Annotated in this window: 18 protein-coding genes; 12 read left to right on the top strand and 6 right to left on the bottom strand. The window is 59.5% G+C overall.

Features of this window, described 5'->3' with window-relative positions; translation table 11 throughout:
• Positions 1-52 precede the first annotated feature (52 nt).
• Complete coding sequence (locus Q7S20_07635) at positions 53-733, bottom strand: dienelactone hydrolase family protein (GenBank protein ID MDO8501700.1); 681 nt, start codon at positions 731-733, stop codon at positions 53-55.
• Between the two features lie 259 nt (positions 734-992).
• Positions 993-1,742 carry an alpha/beta fold hydrolase gene (locus Q7S20_07630; GenBank protein MDO8501699.1) on the bottom strand — a complete coding sequence of 250 codons (750 nt, stop codon included), beginning with the start codon at positions 1,740-1,742 and terminating at the stop codon, positions 993-995.
• A gap of 187 nt (positions 1,743-1,929) precedes the next feature.
• Between Q7S20_07630 and Q7S20_07625 the strand changes: the two genes are divergently transcribed.
• From Q7S20_07625 to Q7S20_07615, 3 genes are all read left to right on the top strand, one after another.
• Positions 1,930-2,277: an ArsC/Spx/MgsR family protein gene (locus tag Q7S20_07625; protein ID MDO8501698.1), complete on the top strand. Its 348-nt coding sequence runs from the start codon at positions 1,930-1,932 to the stop codon at positions 2,275-2,277.
• Positions 2,278-2,407: 130 nt separating this feature from the next.
• A complete protein-coding gene (locus Q7S20_07620; protein MDO8501697.1) occupies positions 2,408-3,418 on the top strand; it encodes an aminotransferase class V-fold PLP-dependent enzyme in 1,011 nt (336 codons plus the stop codon).
• Positions 3,415-5,370 (top strand): ABC-F family ATP-binding cassette domain-containing protein, encoded by a 1,956-nt coding sequence (locus tag Q7S20_07615; GenBank protein MDO8501696.1) that lies wholly within the window; start codon positions 3,415-3,417, stop codon positions 5,368-5,370. Before Q7S20_07620 ends, Q7S20_07615 begins: the two co-directional genes overlap by 4 nt.
• Here the strand turns inward: Q7S20_07615 and murB are convergent.
• Positions 5,367-6,302 (bottom strand): UDP-N-acetylmuramate dehydrogenase, encoded by a 936-nt coding sequence (gene murB, locus Q7S20_07610; GenBank protein MDO8501695.1) that lies wholly within the window; start codon positions 6,300-6,302, stop codon positions 5,367-5,369. The genes Q7S20_07615 and murB overlap by 4 nt on opposite strands.
• A 20-nt stretch (positions 6,303-6,322) precedes the next feature.
• On the opposite strand from murB, the gene Q7S20_07605 reads away from it, so the two are divergent.
• From Q7S20_07605 to Q7S20_07580, 6 genes are all read left to right on the top strand, one after another.
• A complete protein-coding gene (locus Q7S20_07605) occupies positions 6,323-7,726 on the top strand; it encodes a pitrilysin family protein (GenBank protein MDO8501694.1) in 1,404 nt (467 codons plus the stop codon).
• Positions 7,723-8,988: a pitrilysin family protein gene (locus Q7S20_07600; GenBank protein ID MDO8501693.1), complete on the top strand. Its 1,266-nt coding sequence runs from the start codon at positions 7,723-7,725 to the stop codon at positions 8,986-8,988. The genes Q7S20_07605 and Q7S20_07600 overlap by 4 nt, the downstream gene beginning before the upstream one ends.
• Before the next feature lie 432 nt (positions 8,989-9,420).
• Positions 9,421-9,999, top strand: coding sequence for a plastocyanin/azurin family copper-binding protein (locus Q7S20_07595; GenBank protein ID MDO8501692.1), 579 nt, complete (start codon positions 9,421-9,423; stop codon positions 9,997-9,999).
• Between the two features lie 218 nt (positions 10,000-10,217).
• Positions 10,218-11,924, top strand: coding sequence for a hypothetical protein (locus Q7S20_07590; protein MDO8501691.1), 1,707 nt, complete (start codon positions 10,218-10,220; stop codon positions 11,922-11,924).
• 7 nt (positions 11,925-11,931) lie between these two features.
• Positions 11,932-12,423 carry a GAF domain-containing protein gene (locus tag Q7S20_07585; GenBank protein MDO8501690.1) on the top strand — a complete coding sequence of 164 codons (492 nt, stop codon included), beginning with the start codon at positions 11,932-11,934 and terminating at the stop codon, positions 12,421-12,423.
• Positions 12,420-13,031, top strand: a complete 612-nt coding sequence (locus Q7S20_07580) for an HD domain-containing protein (GenBank protein MDO8501689.1) — start codon at positions 12,420-12,422, stop codon at positions 13,029-13,031. Before Q7S20_07585 ends, Q7S20_07580 begins: the two co-directional genes overlap by 4 nt.
• On the opposite strand, the gene ispG is transcribed toward Q7S20_07580, so the two are convergent.
• Positions 13,028-14,263, bottom strand: a complete 1,236-nt coding sequence (gene ispG, locus Q7S20_07575) for a flavodoxin-dependent (E)-4-hydroxy-3-methylbut-2-enyl-diphosphate synthase (GenBank protein MDO8501688.1) — start codon at positions 14,261-14,263, stop codon at positions 13,028-13,030. The two genes, Q7S20_07580 and ispG, sit on opposite strands and share 4 nt — an antisense overlap.
• Positions 14,264-14,372: 109 nt before the next feature.
• On the opposite strand from ispG, the gene Q7S20_07570 reads away from it, so the two are divergent.
• Positions 14,373-14,780, top strand: coding sequence for a hypothetical protein (locus tag Q7S20_07570; GenBank protein MDO8501687.1), 408 nt, complete (start codon positions 14,373-14,375; stop codon positions 14,778-14,780).
• A 179-nt stretch (positions 14,781-14,959) separates the two neighbouring features.
• Complete coding sequence (locus tag Q7S20_07565) at positions 14,960-15,169, top strand: cold shock domain-containing protein (protein MDO8501686.1); 210 nt, start codon at positions 14,960-14,962, stop codon at positions 15,167-15,169.
• 57 nt (positions 15,170-15,226) lie between these two features.
• Here the strand turns inward: Q7S20_07565 and Q7S20_07560 are convergent, their stop codons facing one another.
• Positions 15,227-15,487 (bottom strand): hypothetical protein, encoded by a 261-nt coding sequence (locus Q7S20_07560; protein ID MDO8501685.1) that lies wholly within the window; start codon positions 15,485-15,487, stop codon positions 15,227-15,229.
• Between the two features lie 267 nt (positions 15,488-15,754).
• On the opposite strand from Q7S20_07560, the gene Q7S20_07555 reads away from it, so the two are divergent.
• A complete protein-coding gene (locus Q7S20_07555; protein MDO8501684.1) occupies positions 15,755-16,291 on the top strand; it encodes a hypothetical protein in 537 nt (178 codons plus the stop codon).
• Between the two features lie 74 nt (positions 16,292-16,365).
• On the opposite strand, the gene argH is transcribed toward Q7S20_07555, so the two are convergent.
• Positions 16,366-17,799 (bottom strand): argininosuccinate lyase, encoded by a 1,434-nt coding sequence (gene argH, locus Q7S20_07550; GenBank protein MDO8501683.1) that lies wholly within the window; start codon positions 17,797-17,799, stop codon positions 16,366-16,368.
• Positions 17,800-17,803: the final 4 nt, after the last annotated feature.

The following is a 17,803-nucleotide window of genomic DNA, read 5'->3' as shown; positions in this document are numbered from 1 at the left end:
CCAACCCTCCGGCAAATACCGCCAGATAAACAGTCTTCCAGATCATCTGTAATCAGGCACCGAGATAGCGGCGGAACCAGGCAACGGTAGCCGGCCATGCCTGCTGGGTTGCGGCGAGATTGGCTCCGTTCTGCCCGTTCTGCTGCCGCAGAAAGCCATGGCCTGCGCCTTCGTAGATATTGTGTGTATACGTTTTTCGAAGCGTGGTCATGACAGAGTCCACGGGTGAGATGGTGGCGTTCACACGCGCGTCGTTTTCTCCGTAGAGCCCAAGCACCGGAGCCTTGATGGACGAAAGCGTTTCGCTCTTTGGCGACGTTCCGTAATAAACCACAGCTGCGCCAAGGTCAGGCGAGCGAACCGCGTGCTCGAAGGAGACGCCTCCACCCCAGCAGTATCCTACGATGCCGTAGCGGGGGAGCGCAGAGGGCAGCGCCATGCCGTACCTGGCCGCTGCGCTGATCTGCCGATGAACATCCGCAGGGTCGAGCGTTTTGATCGCCGCGGTGGCAAGCTGGCTGGGAACGCTGTCAGTGGCGTTTGGAAGATTTTTCGTGGTCAGCAGATCAGGTGCAATGGCGATGAACCCTTCGGCTGCGAGCTGATCCGCGATCGACCGAACCCATGGCGTAAGGCCATAGATCTCATGCACGACCACAACGACCGGAGCCTTGGTCTTTCGCTCGGGATACACAATCCATGCACGAACACTGTCCATCCCTGCGGAAATCATGACCCACTCTCCGTGCCGGGACGACGTCTCGAGACGAGCTCGCGCACTCTCTGCGTCGGCCGGTAAGCCGGAACTGGTCGCAACAGAGACTGACCCCGACGGCGAAACCGAATCGTGGCCCGAATGCTCATCACCACCGCTCATGCGGGTAGTTGTCGTGCATGCGGCCAGGATGGCAATTATGAGCAACGGGATATGTCGAAGATTTCGCTCGTGCATCGGTAGTGTCTCCAAGGCCGGGGTCAGGTATCGATCGGTTTCAGCTGCAGTTGTCGTGCAAGAAAATCACCCGCGTGTCTTTCCATGTAGTAGAAGGGATCGAACGGATTGTGCCCCCCGACAAATCCGACGTGACCTCCATGCAACGTGAAATCCAGCTTGAGCGTGTGTAATAGTCCTCGGCGTTGCGAAAGCCATGAACGGGAGCAGTGAAGCAGTTGTCGAAGTCAAACATCGTGGCTGCCGACTGGAGGGCATCTCTCGATACCAGATCCGGAAAGATCTTGAGCTTTGCGTTTGCTTTCCGTCTGAGCGAGCAGATGAAGCTCCGCTGATAGAGCTTCGAGAATCCCCTGTCGATGTATCTCGAGGCACGGCCCAGATCGAAGGAAACGGATACGGCTACCGCTCCTCTGATCTCGCGGGGAACCTCTTTGCCGAGCTCGCCAAGGTATTTGAGGAGAACGTTGCCGCCAAGTGAAATTCCGGTAAGCAAAAGCGACGTTTCGGGGAAAGCGCCGCGAATGTGCCGAAGCGCAAATGCGAGATCGGTCGTCTCACCGGAGTGATAGAATCGCCGGACACGGTTGGGCTCTTCCCCGCACGATCTGAACATGAGAACCGAGACCCGCCATCCCCGCCGGCTGGCTTCGACGAGCAACGCCTGGATATAATGGGAGCGGATCGTGCCTTCGAGCCCATGGAGGACGACGAGGGTTGGGGCTCCATGAGGGGCATCGAGGTGATGGATGTCCAGAAAGTCGCCGTCTGGGGTGTCGAGCCTTTCCACGCGGGTGTGGTGCAGGTATCGTCGCCGGAAGAATTTTCCCTAGAGGGTCTGTGTGTGTGCACCGGGCAGCCACCAGGCTGCTTCAAACATGGATGGGTTTGGGAACGGGAGTTGGGAGTCGGACAAATGAACGGAATCCGAGAGCTGAATTGTACATCAACTTCACAGCCTTCACTCTGAAATTACAATGGAAGTACAGATTTTTGGTGTGCGGAAGAGTGCCGATACCCGGAAGGCCCTGCGTTTTTTCTCCGAGCGACGGATCAAGACTCACTTCGTAGATCTCAACGAGCGAGCGGCTTCACTGGGCGAGCTGAGGCGATTTGCGCAGAAATTCGGCGTGGAAGCGCTCATAGATGTCGAGTCCACCACGTTCCAGGGTCTTGGACTCAGGCATGCGCGAATGTCGGATGAGAGCTGGCTCGGGAAATTGTCGGAGGAGCCACTGCTACTGAAGGTTCCGCTCGTTCGGAACGGCAATCAGCTGACAATCGGGCTGGCCGAATCAGTGTGGAAGGATTGGGCTGGAAAATAAGTCCGGTCGTTTGGAAAGCGGCACATCCGCGCTAGGTTGGAGCATGCCTACCCAGCCGCAGTTCGGGACGTTCTTCCTTCCTGGGCCGACAGAGGTTCGCCCCGAGGTTTTGGCGGCGATGCTCGGCCCCATGATACCGCATCGAAGTGCGGAGTTCGAAACCCTCTTCACGAGGCTCCAAGAAGGACTTCGGGGGGTCTTTCTGACCACCCGTCCCGTGTTCATTGCCGCTTCGTCGGGAACGGGCCTGATGGAAGCCGCAATACGTGCGCTGCCTCCTGGCCCGATCCTCAGCCTCGTGAACGGCGCTTTCTCCGAACGGTTCGCTCATATCGCGGAGATGTGCGGGCGCGAGGTGGATCGTTACGAGGTACCGTGGGGATCGGTGCACTCTCCTGAGCGTCTGGACGAAAATCTTGGAAGGCGAAACTATCGTGCGATCACCGTCGGACACTCGGAAACTTCGACAGGGGCGTTGAATCCTGTTCGAGCACTTTCGGACGTGGCCCATTCGCGGAGTGTGTTGTGCATGATAGACAGTGTCAGCGGGGTGGGTGGCGCCGAACTGAGGTTCGACGAATGGAAATTAGATTATGTTCTAACCGGATCACAGAAGGCCCTTGCCCTGCCACCGGGGCTGGCTTTCGCGGTCGCGTCGGACGAGATGGTGGCTCTCGCCAATCAGGCTGAGGGACGCGGAGTCTATTTCGACATTGTCGAGATGGATCGCTTCGCCCGCGCGAACCAGGTCCCTGCTACTCCCGCCTTCTCTCTTCTCTACGCGCTCGATGTCCAGCTGGACGGAATCCACCGCGAAGGAATCAAGAATCGCTGGGCCCGCCATGACCTGATGGCAACCGCCACCGACAATTGGCTCACGGAGAGTTCGAACCGGCTAGGCATAAACTGGGAAAACATAGTGAGCATCGGATCGAGGTCTCCTACCGTTTCCACCATTCGTCTGCCGGCTGCAGTAAACGCCAAGGCCTTCGTCGGGAAAGTGAAAGCGTACGGGATTCAAGTGGGTGGCGGCTACGGCAAGCTCAGTGACTCGACATTCAGGATAGGGCACATGGGAGACCATACTGTGTCCACTCTTGAAGGTTGCTTTTCCGCGTGCGAGGCGGCAATCCGCGATTGACGCAGATATCGGTTTCCGGGGCCGCGGTTCAGTTCGGCGCGACGACACTTTTTCGCGACATTACTTTCACGGCGAGCAGGGGTGATCGCTGGGGAATCATCGGCCGAAACGGAACTGGCAAAACCACGCTGTTCAGGCTGATCACCGGAGAACAGGAGCCAAGTGTCGGCAGTGTCGCGAAGCAACCCGGACTTCGCGTGTCGCTGCTTGAGCAGCATCGCGATTTCGGAACCGCGGCGACCGTATGGGAAGCTGCCGCCGGGCAGTTCGCAGATCTCCTGGCACTCGAGCAATCCCTTGGCGAACAGGCGGTGAAGATCGGTGAGCTGGGTGAAGCCTCGACGCCGGCGATGCTCGCGCGCTATGATCGCGATCTTGAGCGCTTCGAGCGGGAAGGAGGCTACACTTTCGCGCCACGAGTTGATGCGGTGTTGCACGGACTGGGGTTTGATCCAGCCGAAGCACGAACACGTCCGCTGTCACAACTCAGTGGCGGTGAGCGCGGCCGTCTAGGTGTCGCGCGACAGCTGGTCAGTCCAGCCGACGTGCTGCTGCTGGATGAGCCGACGAACCACCTCGACCTCGACACGACGCAGTGGCTCGAGAGCTATCTCCAGTCCACGGACAAGACGCTCCTTCTGATAAGCCACGATCGCGCATTCCTCGCGAACGTCGTGGATCATGTACTGCATTTTGAAGGGGATTCCGCGTTTGCGTACGGCGGCGGATACGAATCGTTCGTCAAACAGCGCGAAGAAAAGCGGCTCACACAACAAAGGGCGTTCGAGAAGCAGCAGAGATTCATCGCCGGCCAGGAAGATTACGTCAGGCGCAACCTCGCCGGACAGAACTCACGACAGGCAAAAGGGCGGAGAAAACTTCTTTCCCGGTTACCACGGCTGGGTGCACCACTGGGGTTGGATGGATCTATGGCGCTCCGGCTCGACGTCGCCAACCGCGGCGGTGACCAGGTCGTGATTGCTGATCATCTGTCAATTGGAGTAGGTGACCGAGTTCTGATCGAGGATTTCAGCACGGCACTCAAACGGGGTGAGATCGTGGGCCTTCTCGGACTCAACGGTGCCGGGAAGTCTACACTCCTTCGTGCGTTGCTCGGCGAGCATGAGCTGCTTGGTGGTGAGCTCCGGCTGGGAGGATCGATCAAGGCGGCCTACTATCGTCAGGACCTGGGTCAGGTTCCACTCGACAAATCGCTGTACGAAGTGATTGCCGACATCAGACCACTGTGGGAACGCAGGCAGGTGCAAAGCCATCTCGCCCGTTTCGGATTCTTCGGAGATGAGGTGCAGCGGATTGCAGCCAGCATGTCGGGTGGAGAGCGAGCGCGTGTAGGATTGGCGATGATCGTCCTCGCGCGGGCGAACCTTCTCATACTCGACGAGCCGACCAACCATCTCGACGTTGAATCGATCGAAGCGCTGGAGGACGCGCTCCAGGACTACGACGGGACGGTTCTGCTGGTGAGCCACGACCGCGAGCTGCTACGTGTGCTGGTAGATCGTGTATGGGTCCTGCATGATCGCCGCATCACCGACTTCCCGGGGACATTCGCTGAATGGGAAATTGTGAGCCAGGAACGCGCTCATGCCGCGGCGGTCAATGCGGCTGAGGAGGAAGCGCTCCGCCGCGTGCACGAGAGGCAGAAGACCAAGCGCCGGGACGACGACAAGAACAAGCAGCGGAACGCCACCCGTAATGCCAGAAAAAGGGCCGACGATGCTGAACGCACGGTCGCCGAGCTCGAAGCGAAAATTGCAGCACTGAGCTCGACTCTCGCCAACCCGGAACTCTACACTACAGATGATGGACAACGGCGCGCGCTTAAGTCCGGCAGTGAGCTGGAGCGGCTCAAGAGCAGGCTGGATCAGGCTATCGAGGAATGGACGGTAGCTACGGAAGCAGTCGAGGCGTCTGCCTCGTCCGCTCGTTAGAACTCGCCGATAAAGCTGATCTCCGGCTCCAGTCGCACTCCGAATTTTCCTTCCACCGCATCCTGTGCAATCGTGATCAGCTCTCGCACATCCCGTGCTGTCGCCTTGCCCAGGTTGACCATGATGTTGGCATGAATGTGCGAGATCTGGGCATCGCCCTGACGAAGTCCCTTGAGCCCGCACTGGTCTATCAGACGGCCGGCACCCATCCCTTCGATCTTTTTGAATATGGATCCGGCGCTGGGATGGAACTGGAGCCAGGGATGGCGTGCGCCGCGCCAGCTCAGGTTTTCCTGCATGATGCGGTGCATCACTGCCGTGTCCCCGCGTTGAAGCTGGAAAGTGACGGCAAGCGCGACGTCCCTCCGGTGGTGCAGAACGCTCGTGTCGTAGCCGAACTGCATGTATTCGCTGTCCACGGTCTTCCGCTCGCCTTCCTCGGTCAGCAGGTCGCACGAGCTGAATACGTCAGCGATAAACATGGTTCTCTTACGTTCCGGCTCGGGCTCGAGGAAGTGCAGATTCTGCCAGACGGCACCACCGACTGTGCTCGGAATTCCGACGTAATGCTCGAGGCCCGACCAGCCACGCTCTACGGCTTCGGGTATCAGGTCGGCCACGACGGCCCCGCTCTCTACCCACAGCATACCGTCATCGGAAAACGTGAAGTGGCCAGCCTGATTCCGGATGATCAGTCCGCGGAACCCCTTGTCGCCGATGAGTATGTTCGCGCCGAGGCCGAGCACAAACCAGGGGACGGACAGTTCACGTGCTGCGAGAACAGCGGTGGCGAGATCTTCGGCAGTTTGAGTGAAATAGAAGAGATCGGCCGGACCGCCAATACGGAAAGTGGTGTATTGGGCTAACGGCTCATCCCGGCTGAGCTGTGACTGCTTCAGCCGAGCGGCTAATATTTCGTAAGCATCAATCATCGAGACCCTTGTTGACCAACATGTCACAAAGAAATCGCACTCGTGCCCGGCTCGCCACTCTGCTGATGATTCTGGGCTCGCTCCTTGTGCCGTCACTGCTCACGGCTCAGCGGGCGGAGCTCGAGAAAATCATCAAGCGAAAGGTTCTTTCCAACGGACTCGAGGTCATAGTCGTGGAGAACCACGGAGTTCCGCTCGCGACGATCGAAGTGGACGTCAGGAACGGCTCGTTTACGCAGACTCCGGAGTATGCCGGACTCGCGCACATGTACGAGCACATGTTCTTCCGCGCGAACTCGAAGTATCCCGATCCGGAAGCCTTCGTCGGGCAGGCCGGTGACCTGGGGGCGGTCTTCAACGGAACCACTGCCGAAGAGCGAGTCAACTACTACCTGACGGTGTCCACGGACAGCCTCGATGCGGGCATCCGTTTTCTCTCGGCGGCGCTCCTCTCGCCGCTCTTCCGGCAGGACGAGCTCGAGCGAGAGCGCCAGGTCGTGATAGGCGAATACGATCGCAACGAATCGAGCCCGTTCTTTCAGCTGAACCAGGAGATGGACAGGCTGCTCTACCCAGGCAACTTCAGCCGGAAGAACATCATCGGAGACCGTCAGGTCATTCTAACGACGACGCCGGAAAAGATGCGGGCGATACAACGTAAGTACTATGTACCGAACAACTCTGCGCTGATCGTTTCAGGTGACGTGGATGCCTCGCGGGTATTCGCCACGGCTGAGCGAGAGCTGAACGGGTGGAAGAGAGGACCAGATCCATTCGTCGCAGACCCAGTTCCTCCGATCCCGGCGCTGACGAAGAACGAGGCCGTTGTCGTCGAGGCGGGCGTTGGCGCTGTTACCGTGTTCCTTCAGTGGCAGGGGCCGAGCGTTGGCAAAGATCCGAAGTCGACCTACGCAGCCGACGTCTTCTCGGATGTACTGAACGATCCCGGGTCGAACTTCCAGCAACGGCTCGTGGACAGCGGGCTCTGGCAAAGCATGGGTGTCAACTATTACACGCTCAACAATGTCGGGCCGATTACGATCAGTGGCCAGACGTCGCCGGGGAATCTGAGGAAAGCGATTGCCGCCCTGGAAGCGGAGATCAGGAAGTTCAACGATCCCGGCTATTTCGATGCAGGCGAGCTGGAGGCCGTGAAAGCGCATCGCGCCGTTACCTCGGCATTTGACCGGGAGCGCGCGTCGGGCTTTGCGCACACGCTCGGGTTCTGGTGGAGCGTGGCCGACCTCGAATATTACATGGGATACGTGGACAACATGGCGAAGCAGACGACAGCCGATCTTCGCGCTTATGCGAGAAGATACATAGTAGGGAAGCCGCGCATCACCGGCGTGCTGATTGACCCCGCCGCGAGGCAGCAGATCAACCTGACGACGATGGAGCTGATGCGCGAGGGAACAGAATGATGCTTCTCCCACTGGCCGTCGCGATAACAATCCTGACGACGAGCTTTGACGTCGGCGGAATCAAGGTCATTCTCAGACAGAGCGACGCTAACAATGTAGTGGCGGCGAACCTGTATCTGCTCGGCGGTTCACGGCAGGTCACAGCTTCGAACGCCGGGATCGAGGCACTGCTGCTTGAGGTGTCCGATCGCGGCACGAAGAACTATCCGAGAGCTGAGCTGCGCCGGAAGATGTCCCGGCTCGGGAGCGAGATCGTGACAGTGCCAGGCGACGACTGGACGATGTTCGGTCTTCGCGGCACCAGTGAAGTGCTTGACTCGACCTGGGCAGTTTTCGCCGACAGGGTGATGCGGCCGACACTGGCTCCGGAAGACGTCGCGCTCATCAAGACCCAGTTCGTCTCCGGGATCCGGCAGAGGCGCGACGACCCCGACGCGCTCGCCGAATACCTGGCCGACAGCATCGCTTTTACCGGACATCCCTACGGAATTCCCGTCATTGGAACAGAGGCGTCGATCTCTTCGCTCGACGCCAGATCCCTGCGTGAATATCACACGAGCCAGTTCGTGAAATCACGGATGCTTCTGGTGGTGGTCGGCAACATCGATCGCGCGCATGTCGAAAAACTCGTGCGGGGAACGCTGTCAACCATGCCGCAGGGGAGCTACATATGGACGCCACCGCCGCGCCTTCCGGAAGGAAAGGCAGCTGTCGTAGTCGAGCAGCGGGTCCTGCCAACGAACTACATCGTCGGCTACTACAGCGGTCCGCTTGCCAACAGCGAGGATTACCAGGCGCTGCGAATCGCGACGTCTGTGTTGACGGGGAGAATGTTCTCCGAGATTCGCACGAGACAGAACCTGACGTACGATGTTCACGCACCTTTCCTCGATCGCGCGGCGAGCGCGGGCGGCCTTTACGTTTCGACAACCGTACCTGACACGACGCTCAAGCTCATGTACAGCGCTGTGCGTGAGCTCCAGGAGGGTTTGCTCGATCCCGGCGGACTGGAACGGCTCGAGCAGCAGTTTCTGACCGAGTATTTCCTGGACAACGAGACTAACGATGCCCAGGCCAGCTTTCTGGCGCGAGCGCAACTGTATCGCGGCGATTACAGGCTTGCGGAGAAGTTCGTCGACGAGCTGAGAAGTGTCACGCCGGAAGCAGTCCGTCGCGTGGCGCGGAGGTACATGAAAGGAATCCGATTTGCCTACGTCGGCGATCCATCACGGCTTCGGCGGGACCTGATCACGTTGTTCTAGCCCGCGAAGTTACGGATTCACAGATCGTGACGCATGGCCGCTGGGTAGTGGGTCAGTTTAGCCATGTCTCTGCACTTGCCACAAGACACGAAGCACACGGAGGAAAACGGTTGTTGGGGGAACTGCGGGACCACGCATAGTGCGGTGCTGAGGGCCTCCATTGAGCATGAGCCTGAGCCATAAGGAGACTGAGAGCCTCACGGAACGTATTATCGGCGCTGCGATAGAAGTGCATCGGCATCCTGGACCGGGATTGCTGGAATCGACATACGAAGATTGAGGCGTTTTTCACCGTGTCTTCGTGTCTCCGTGGCACGCCGGGCGGCTCGCCTCCATCCTGCCAACTCGAAACTGACCCACTACGCGGCCGCTGTTTCTCGTTGATTTCCCCGCGCTTTGTGAATAAATTCACAACATCTCACGAGGGCCCTCGTGAGCGCCAAAGCCCTCAACCAGTTTGTAACTAGTACGGCACTGGAGGCCTCTAGAAAAATGCGGTTTTATGGAATTGCGCTCGCAGCGAGCGCGGCGGTTCTCGGCGCGTGCGCCGGTGGTGACAAGAGCGCCGGCGACACTACGGCAGTCGCTATGGACACCGCGGCGCCTGCCGCGTCAGCTCCTGCAGCTACCACCACGCCAGCCGCCGCCGGCACGGCCACGATGGCGCCGGTCACCGGCACGATTCACGAAGTGAAGATGCTTGGTGATGCGACAGGCTACCGCTTCGAGCCCGCTAACATCATCGTCAAGGCTGGCGACGGCATCAAGTTCACCACGATCAGCGGCGGCCCGCACAACGTCGCGTTCGATCCTGCAACTATCCCGACCGATGTTCAGCCACAGCTCGATGCCAATATCCCCGAGAAGATGGGCCAGCTTTCCAGCGCTCTTAAGATGAACGCCGGCGAGTCGGTCACGATATCCTTCGCGAACATCAAGCCTGGCAAGTACCCCTTCCACTGTACCCCGCACCTTGCTCTCGGCATGAAGGGCGAGATCACGGTTCAGTAGTCAACGGAAAGCTGAGACGTGGAAGCGGGGGCCTCTAAAGATGCCCCCGCTTTTTTGAGTCCGAGACAGGCGTGAGAGAGGCGCTCACCTTGCATGTAAGGCGAATGCACCGCTTTTCATGATCCTGGCTCCTCCCTTTACGTCGGTAGCAGGGTATACCATTCATATACGATGCGCATTATCCACGTCATCATCCGAACAGGAGTCCGGTCGGCCGCATGAGCAGGCCATTCAGCGGTGCGAGCTACTGGTGGATGTCGGCGCGATCGCGAAATGCATCGCGTCGCTTCGCTGTGATGGGAATCGTCGGGGGCCTCGTGTTCATAGCCGCCCTGATTGCATTCGTGCTCGTCCCGCGTCAGGCCACCAAGGCAGCGATTCGTGTATCGGCTACGCTCGAAGAGCGCCCGGATTCGAATCGAACGGTATCCGTCCGAAATCGCGCCACGGCGTTGATCGCATCGGCTGATTTCATGCTCGATGTGGCGCGACGTACGATGGCTCCTGCACCTGCGCCGGTTGCTGACACTTTCCCTCCGGAGATGGTCGCGCAACGCCAGGTGCTGGCCGAGGAAGTCGCCACGCTCAATCGGCTGATCGAGCGTGCGGACAACGCGCCTCTCCCCGCGTCGTACCGTGCGTTCGCGCAGGCACCGACGCTCATCAATGACCCGACTGTCCGCGCTCTGCTCGACTCGCTTGTGGACATCGAGCGGGAGCGCGACGCGTTCGGAACCGTGGGAGGAGTCGACCCGGTCTACGTCGCACTGACATCGCGGGCAACTGCACTTGGCCGAGCGATTCAGGAGATCGCCGAATCGAAGAGAGCCACAGCGCGCCAGCAACTTGTGTTGCTGCGTCCTGCAGCAGCGCTACCCGTGGCGCAAGTGCGTGTGGATACCGCCCGATATCTCGCGCAAAGGGCGGCTGCACAGCAGGAATACGCCAGTGCGGTGCAGGCGTTGTCGCAGGTCAAGGCGGCGAACGATCGTATCGACCGCGAGAGCTCCCGTGCGAGGGAGCTTGCAAACGTCGGTGCGCCGCCACTGGCGATGCTGGCGGCCGCGTTCGTGCTGGCTCTCACCCTTGGTTTTGCTGCATCGTTGTTTCTTGAGCTGAGAAAGCCGAGCGTTGCCGATGCCCGTGAGGCCGAGCAGGTGACGGGGGTACGGGTATTGTCGGTGATAGAGCCGACGGAAGTGCTGGCAGAACGCAGCAGGCGTCAGGCAGACGTCTCGGGACCGCCTTTGATCGACGTCGTATCGGATAGCTATCGCCGCCTGTATCTGCATCTTGTGGCAACCGAGGCCAACGTGCCGATCGTGACGGTGGCGGGCGACGATGCGGGCATTGTCGCGACAGTAGCGGCGAACATTGCAGCGGCAGCGGCATATGAGGCGCGGAGCACGCTGCTGGTGGACGTGGATCCGACGACGTCCACGATCTCGAAGATCTTCCGCATCGCATCGAATCCCGGCTTGGCGGGAATCATTGCCGGAAAATCAGATTGGGCCGGCTCGGTCGTGCAGACGACAATCGGGCGCGACCGGGCACTTGACGTTCTTCCGAGCGGAACACGGCGGGCTGGTGCGCCCGATGCAGCGATAGCGGAGCGAATCCGGGGCGATTTCGCGAGAATGGAGCGGCGCTATGATCTGATCGTGATCGCTGCTCCGACGGCCTATGTCCAGCGGGGGCCAGCGAGCATCATTCCCGGTCCGGATGTAGTATTGTGTGCACGGGTAACGCGCACGAAGATCACTCGTCTGCGCGAGGCAGTGGATAGCCTGCGCGCGCTCGATCTTCGGATTCATGGTCTCGTCCTTTGGGATGACGAGCTACCCGTGATCGAGGCGCACGATGAGCCCGACGAGCCGCGTCGTGCGAGAAGCTCCGACGCGTCCAACCTGGCAGGGGTTCGCTGACGACCAGATGGCTGAAACGACAATCGATTTGCGTGGGCTGCCGCTCGCTGAAGCATATGACGAGCTGCATGGACAAATTGAAGCCGTCCTCGAGGGAATAGACGATCCGGTCGCCGCCATGGCGACTATCAGCGCTCTCATCCACTACGGATTCGGTCATCTGTGGACCGGATTCTACAGGGTGGTGGAGCCGGGTCGAAAGCTTCGTGTCGGCCCGTATCAGGGAACGCTGGGATGTATGGAGATCGAATTCGGACGCGGCGTATGCGGTACAGCGGCAGCCGACGGAAAGACGATAATCGTGGGTGACGTGTTCGCCTTCCCCGGGCACATAGCCTGCGATGCGCGCTCGCGATCGGAGATTGTGGTGCCGGTGTTCGACCGAAGCAGAGAGCTGATCGCGGTGCTCGACATCGACTCTGAACAGCCGTCTGCGTTCACCGAAGAGGATCGCACAGGCCTCGAGCGAGTGATGCAATGGTTCAGGAAAGCAGGATGAAGGCGACGCAGGCCGGATACTCCGACACGATCAACCACGCCTTTGCGTTCGCCGCAAAACATCACGACCGGCAGGTTCGCAAGGGGACCAGGCTTCCCTACCTCACCCATCCGGCAAACGTCGCGATCATCCTGACGCGCTATGGACGCGATGAGAAAACTGTAGTTGCGGGGATTCTTCACGATGCCGTGGAGGATTGTGTCCGGGACGGTTACACGCGTGACATGCTCGAGCAGAGAATCGGAGAGAAATTCGGCGACGACGTGCTGGAAAGCGTGCTCGGTGTGACTTATCGACGAGTGGACGACGACGGTGTCGAGCTTTCCTCTGACGAGAGGAAGAACGACTACCTGGAGCGGCTCAGCGTCGCGAACGAATCCGCGCTCTGGGTGTGCGCGGCGGACAACGTGCATAACGCGAACTCTATTCTCTCCGATCTGCGACGGACCATCGATTCAAACTCGGTGTGGTCACGCTTTACCGGAAGAAGGGCGGGAATAGTGGAGTGGTATCGCAGGGTTGTGAGCCGTCTGGACGAGATTGGCTTCGATGCGCCAATCGTGGACGAGCTCCGTGCGGCAGTCTCGGATCTCGAGAGTCGGCCCTAGGCAGGCACTGGCTCGAGTGGAACCGCGTATTTGCGGGCCACGTACTCCTCGAGAATCTGCAGGAACTCGGGAACTATGTTGTCGCCCTTCAATGTGACCATGAGCCTGCCATCCACGTACACCGGCGCCTTGGGCTCCTCGAAAGTTCCAGGCAGAGATATCCCGATGTTGGCGTGCTTGGATTCTCCAGGGCCGTTTACCACGCATCCCATGACGGCGACCTTGAGATCCGTGACTTCAGGGTAGCGCTCGCGCCACACCGGCATCTGCTCGCGCAGATAGGTCTGGATATCCTCGGCCATGTGCTGGAAAAACGTCGACGTTGTTCTGCCGCAGCCAGGGCATGCTGTCACCTGCGGATTGAATCGCCTGAGCTCCAGCGATTGCAGGATTTGCTGGGCGATCTGCACTTCTTCCGTGCGATCGCCGCTGGGCTTCGGCGTGAGCGAGACGCGAATGGTGTCACCGATTCCTTCGGAGAGAAGGATTGAGAGAGCCGCGGCGCTCGACACGACGCCCTTGCTTCCCATCCCTGCTTCGGTGAGTCCGAGGTGAAGCGGAAAGTCGCAGCGGGAAGCAAGCCGGCGGTAGACCTCTACGAGATCCGGCACGCCGGAGACCTTGGCGGAGATTATGATGGCGTCGTGCGCGACGCCGCACTCCTCGGCAAGATCGGCCGAGCGCAGAGCGCTCTCCAGCATGGCTTCTATGTAGACGTCCTTCGCCGGACGCGGATATGCGCTCGCTGCGTTGGCGTCCATCATTCGTGTGAGCAGATCCTGGTCGAGAGACCCCCAGTTAACTCCGATGCGCACGGGCTTCTGGTTTTCGGCGGCGATACGCGCGATGATGCTGAAGTTCTCGTCCCGCCTCTTGCTTCCGACGTTCCCGGGATTGATGCGGTACTTGGCGAGAATTCGCGCGCAATCGGGATAATTGGCGAGCAGCAGATGCCCGTTGTAGTGAAAGTCGCCGATAAGCGGGACGGCGACGCCGGTGTCAGCAAGACGACTGGCGATCTCAGGGACGGCGGCGGCCGCCTCTTCGTTATTGACGGTGATCCGGACGAGCTGGGATCCTGCCGCGGCGAGTTGCGCCACCTGGGCGGCAGTGCCGGCTGCGTCGGCCGTATCGGTGTTCGTCATGGACTGCACGACAACGGCGTGGGAGGATCCGACGGGTACTCCGCCAACGGAGACGGAGACTGTTTTTCTGCGTGGGCTGAATGTCACTTGTTATCTTAGGGGGCTGCTGATAAAGCTAATTCGGCGGCTCTGGCCATGCAGTTGTGAGCATCGGCTCGCTGCCCACGTTCGATAACCGGCTCAACGGAGCATCTGAATGCCTGAGACATCCGCACCATCGTCGCCCTCCTGGAAAAGGCGGCACTGGCAACTGCTTACGTTCCTCACGGTGTTGATCTTTCCGGCGCTGCTGTTGGCTGGCTGGACGTGGGTAACGTTGAACTATTCGTACTCGACGGGAGAGCGAGCGGGATATGCGCAGAAGCTTTCTCAGAAAGGCTGGCTGTGCAAGACGTGGGAAGGTGAGCTGGCGATGGCGAACCTTCCTGGAACAATGCCCGAGATTTTCAGATTCAGCGTGCGGAATGATTCGATCGCGAAAATTCTCGAGATCAACCTCGGCAAGCGGGTGTCTTTGTCATTTGCTCAGCACCGCGGAGTACCGACATCGTGCTTCGGGGAGACCGAGTATTACATCACAAATGTGCGGATGGTTGAGCCTTGAACAATCTTCTATTGACCGTATTTCCTGACCGTTGTATGCTTTCGCCAAGTAACCCGGCCTTGGGAGCCCTGTCAGGGATCCTCGAGTGCTTCAACCGGCGACGGTCCACAGTGGGGCGGCGCCACCAGTTGTCTCGGTAATGGGTTATCCGTCACCGGGATTTTTTACCAGGAGCAGGAATGCGTACGACCGGCAAGGTAAAGTGGTTCAACGATGCGAAGGGCTTTGGCTTCATCACCCCTGACAACGGACAGAAGGACTGCTTCGTGCATTACAGCGCGATCTCCGGAAACGGATTCAAGTCTCTCGCCGAAGGTGATACGGTGGAGTTCGACATCGTGGAAGGACAGAAGGGTCCAGCCGCTGAGAACGTCACGAAAAGCGGCTGAGGCGAGGGTTGCACGATTTACAGCATGGGAAGGGCGCCGAGGGGCGTCCTTCTTTGTTTATCGGCGTGGACGTCCCCTCTTGGGCACGGGCGTAACTTCCACCGCTTCATCCAGGCGAGCCATGGTCTCCGAGATGATCGCGTCGACGTTCACGACGACGCGGATTGTCGGCGAGAGTTGAAGGCTTGCGTCGGATCCGCCCGTTTCGATCAGGTTACCGGCGATCGAGAGCGCCCGGTGCATAGGGAGAGCGAGTGACCGGGCTATCCGCAAAGCGATCTCGAGGGTCGTGACGGCACGAGGGGTAAGCCGACGCATTACTCCCTGCCGGGCCCTGGAAACACCGGGAACAGTGTGGTGGGACAAAATGTTGTCCACCCATTTGGGAGACGTCTTCAGGGTAACAGCTGTAGCCGCAACGGTATAGGCTCGCACGTCAAATTATCCTATCAATAAAGGATAATTAAAAGATATCATCCAACTCGGCCACAGGTGCAACAATTGCCCTGATCACGGGTACTCATGGATGCTCATGAGCATCGGGCTAACCCGATCAACCAGTACCTTATGCAGGAGCAAGACACCATGAAACGAATTTCCTTGGCGCTCACAGCGGTAGCCGCCGTCGCAGTCTTCGGCACAACGAGCTCAGCACAGTCCACGAAGCCGGTCAGCCTGGGCGTCTCGCTCGGCGCAGCGATCCCGACCGGTGATTTCGGGGACGTTTACAAGACCGGATATAACGGTACCGTCTCGCTCGGTCTGAATTCGGTTGGTATGCCCCTCGGATTCCGAATTGACGGGATGTTCAACAACTTCTCCGGCCGCGATGATCTCACGAGCTCACGTCCTGACTACAGGATCATCGGCGCGAATGCGAACATCGTTTACGCTCTCCCGGGAACTGGCATGCGCCCGTATCTCATTGGTGGCGCTGGCATCTATGGGCAGAAGCCTGATGTAAGCGGTGCCAAGAACATCACCGATTTCGGTTTCAACGGCGGTATCGGCGCCTCGTTCCCGTTGAGCGGCTTCAATACGTTCGTCGAGGCGAGATTCCATCACATCATGTCCGACGCAACCACGCAGTTCATACCGATCACGTTCGGTATAAGCTTCTAGTCGGAGCCGGGACGCAATGAAAAACGCCGGGCAAATTGTCCGGCGTTTTTTCATGCAACCGAATTAGATAAGAATCAAATTGGGCGCAGATTGAGCTCGTTGCCGCGGGGGGTTTCCCTCATCGGCCGAATCGCCGCGATCGCCGCTTCAATCTGGACGCGAATTGCCTCCGGTCCGGTCCCGCCCGGAACATCGCGACGCATCACTGATTGTGCTGGATCGAGCCAATCCATGACGTCATCTCCGAACAAGGCATTGGCCGTAGCAAAGCTTTCCCCAGGGAGCTCAGTAAGCTCGCAACCCCTACCCTCGGCCTCACGGATCAGGGAGCCGACCGCTTCATGCGCATCGCGGAAGGTCGCTCCCTTCCCTACCAGATAATCGGCCAGGTCGGTCGCCATCATCGTGCTCGACAGTGCTCCGCGCATTCGCTTGCGATCGAACCGAAGCTCGCCAAGCGCACCGGCAACCGCGGGAAGTACGAGCATGATCAGGTCGACCGCACCGAACAGCGCTCGCTTGTCATCCTGAAGATCCTTGTTGTATCCACTCGGCAATCCCTTAAGAGTCGCGAGCAAGGCGGTGAGATCGCCGAGCGTTCTGGCGCCAGATGCGCGTGCCAGCTCCAGCGCATCGGGATTACGCTTCTGCGGCATCATGCTCGAACCCGTCGTGAACGCTTCGCCAAACCGCACGAATCCGAACTCGCTGGAGCCGTAGAGAATCAGATCTTCAGCAAGGCGTGAGAGATGAGTGCAGATCAACGCGACCGCGAACAGCGTTTCGGCGATGAAGTCGCGGTCGCCGACGGCGTCGATGCTGTTCGGTGAAAGCGAGGTGAAGCCGAGACTGCCCTGGAGGAGGACGCGTGAGACCGGGTACGCGGATCCTGCGATCGCGCCCGACCCAAGGGGAAGAACCGCCGTCGAGCGCGCCACCGAAGAAACGCGTGCACGATCCCGCTCGAGCGGCCAGAAGTGCGAGAGCATCCAGTGCGCTCCCGACACGGGCTGGGCGCGTTGCAGATGAGTGTATGACGGCATCAGATCATGCTCGAGCGTCCTGGCCTGATCTATCATGACCTGCTGCAGCGCACGAACTGACTCGTCCAGCTCGGTGCACATCTCCATCGTCCAGAGGCGCGTCGCAGTGGCGACCTGATCGTTGCGGCTTCTTCCGGTGTGAAGCTTGGACGCAACGTTGCCGATCTCATCGTGGAGCATGCGGTCAATCATCGTATGGACGTCTTCGTCGGACTCCTGAGGCAGGGCACCTTCAGCGAGCTGATCGCCCACCCTGGAAAGACCGCTTTCTATCTGCCGGCTTTCCTCGAGGGTCAGAACACCGGCGCCCCACAGCGCCATGGCCCACGCTTGGGATAGATGGACGTCGTGAGGCCAGAGCCGGAAATCAATTCCGATAGAACGATTGAGCGCCTCGAGTGCAGCCGCGGTGGGAACGGAAAAGCGACCGCCCCAGAGCTTGTGCGATTTCGGTCCCGCAATCATTCGG

Source organism: Gemmatimonadaceae bacterium, assembly GCA_030647905.1.
Classification (GTDB): domain Bacteria; phylum Gemmatimonadota; class Gemmatimonadetes; order Gemmatimonadales; family Gemmatimonadaceae; genus UBA4720.
This window is presented reverse-complemented; position numbering and strand designations above follow the sequence as displayed.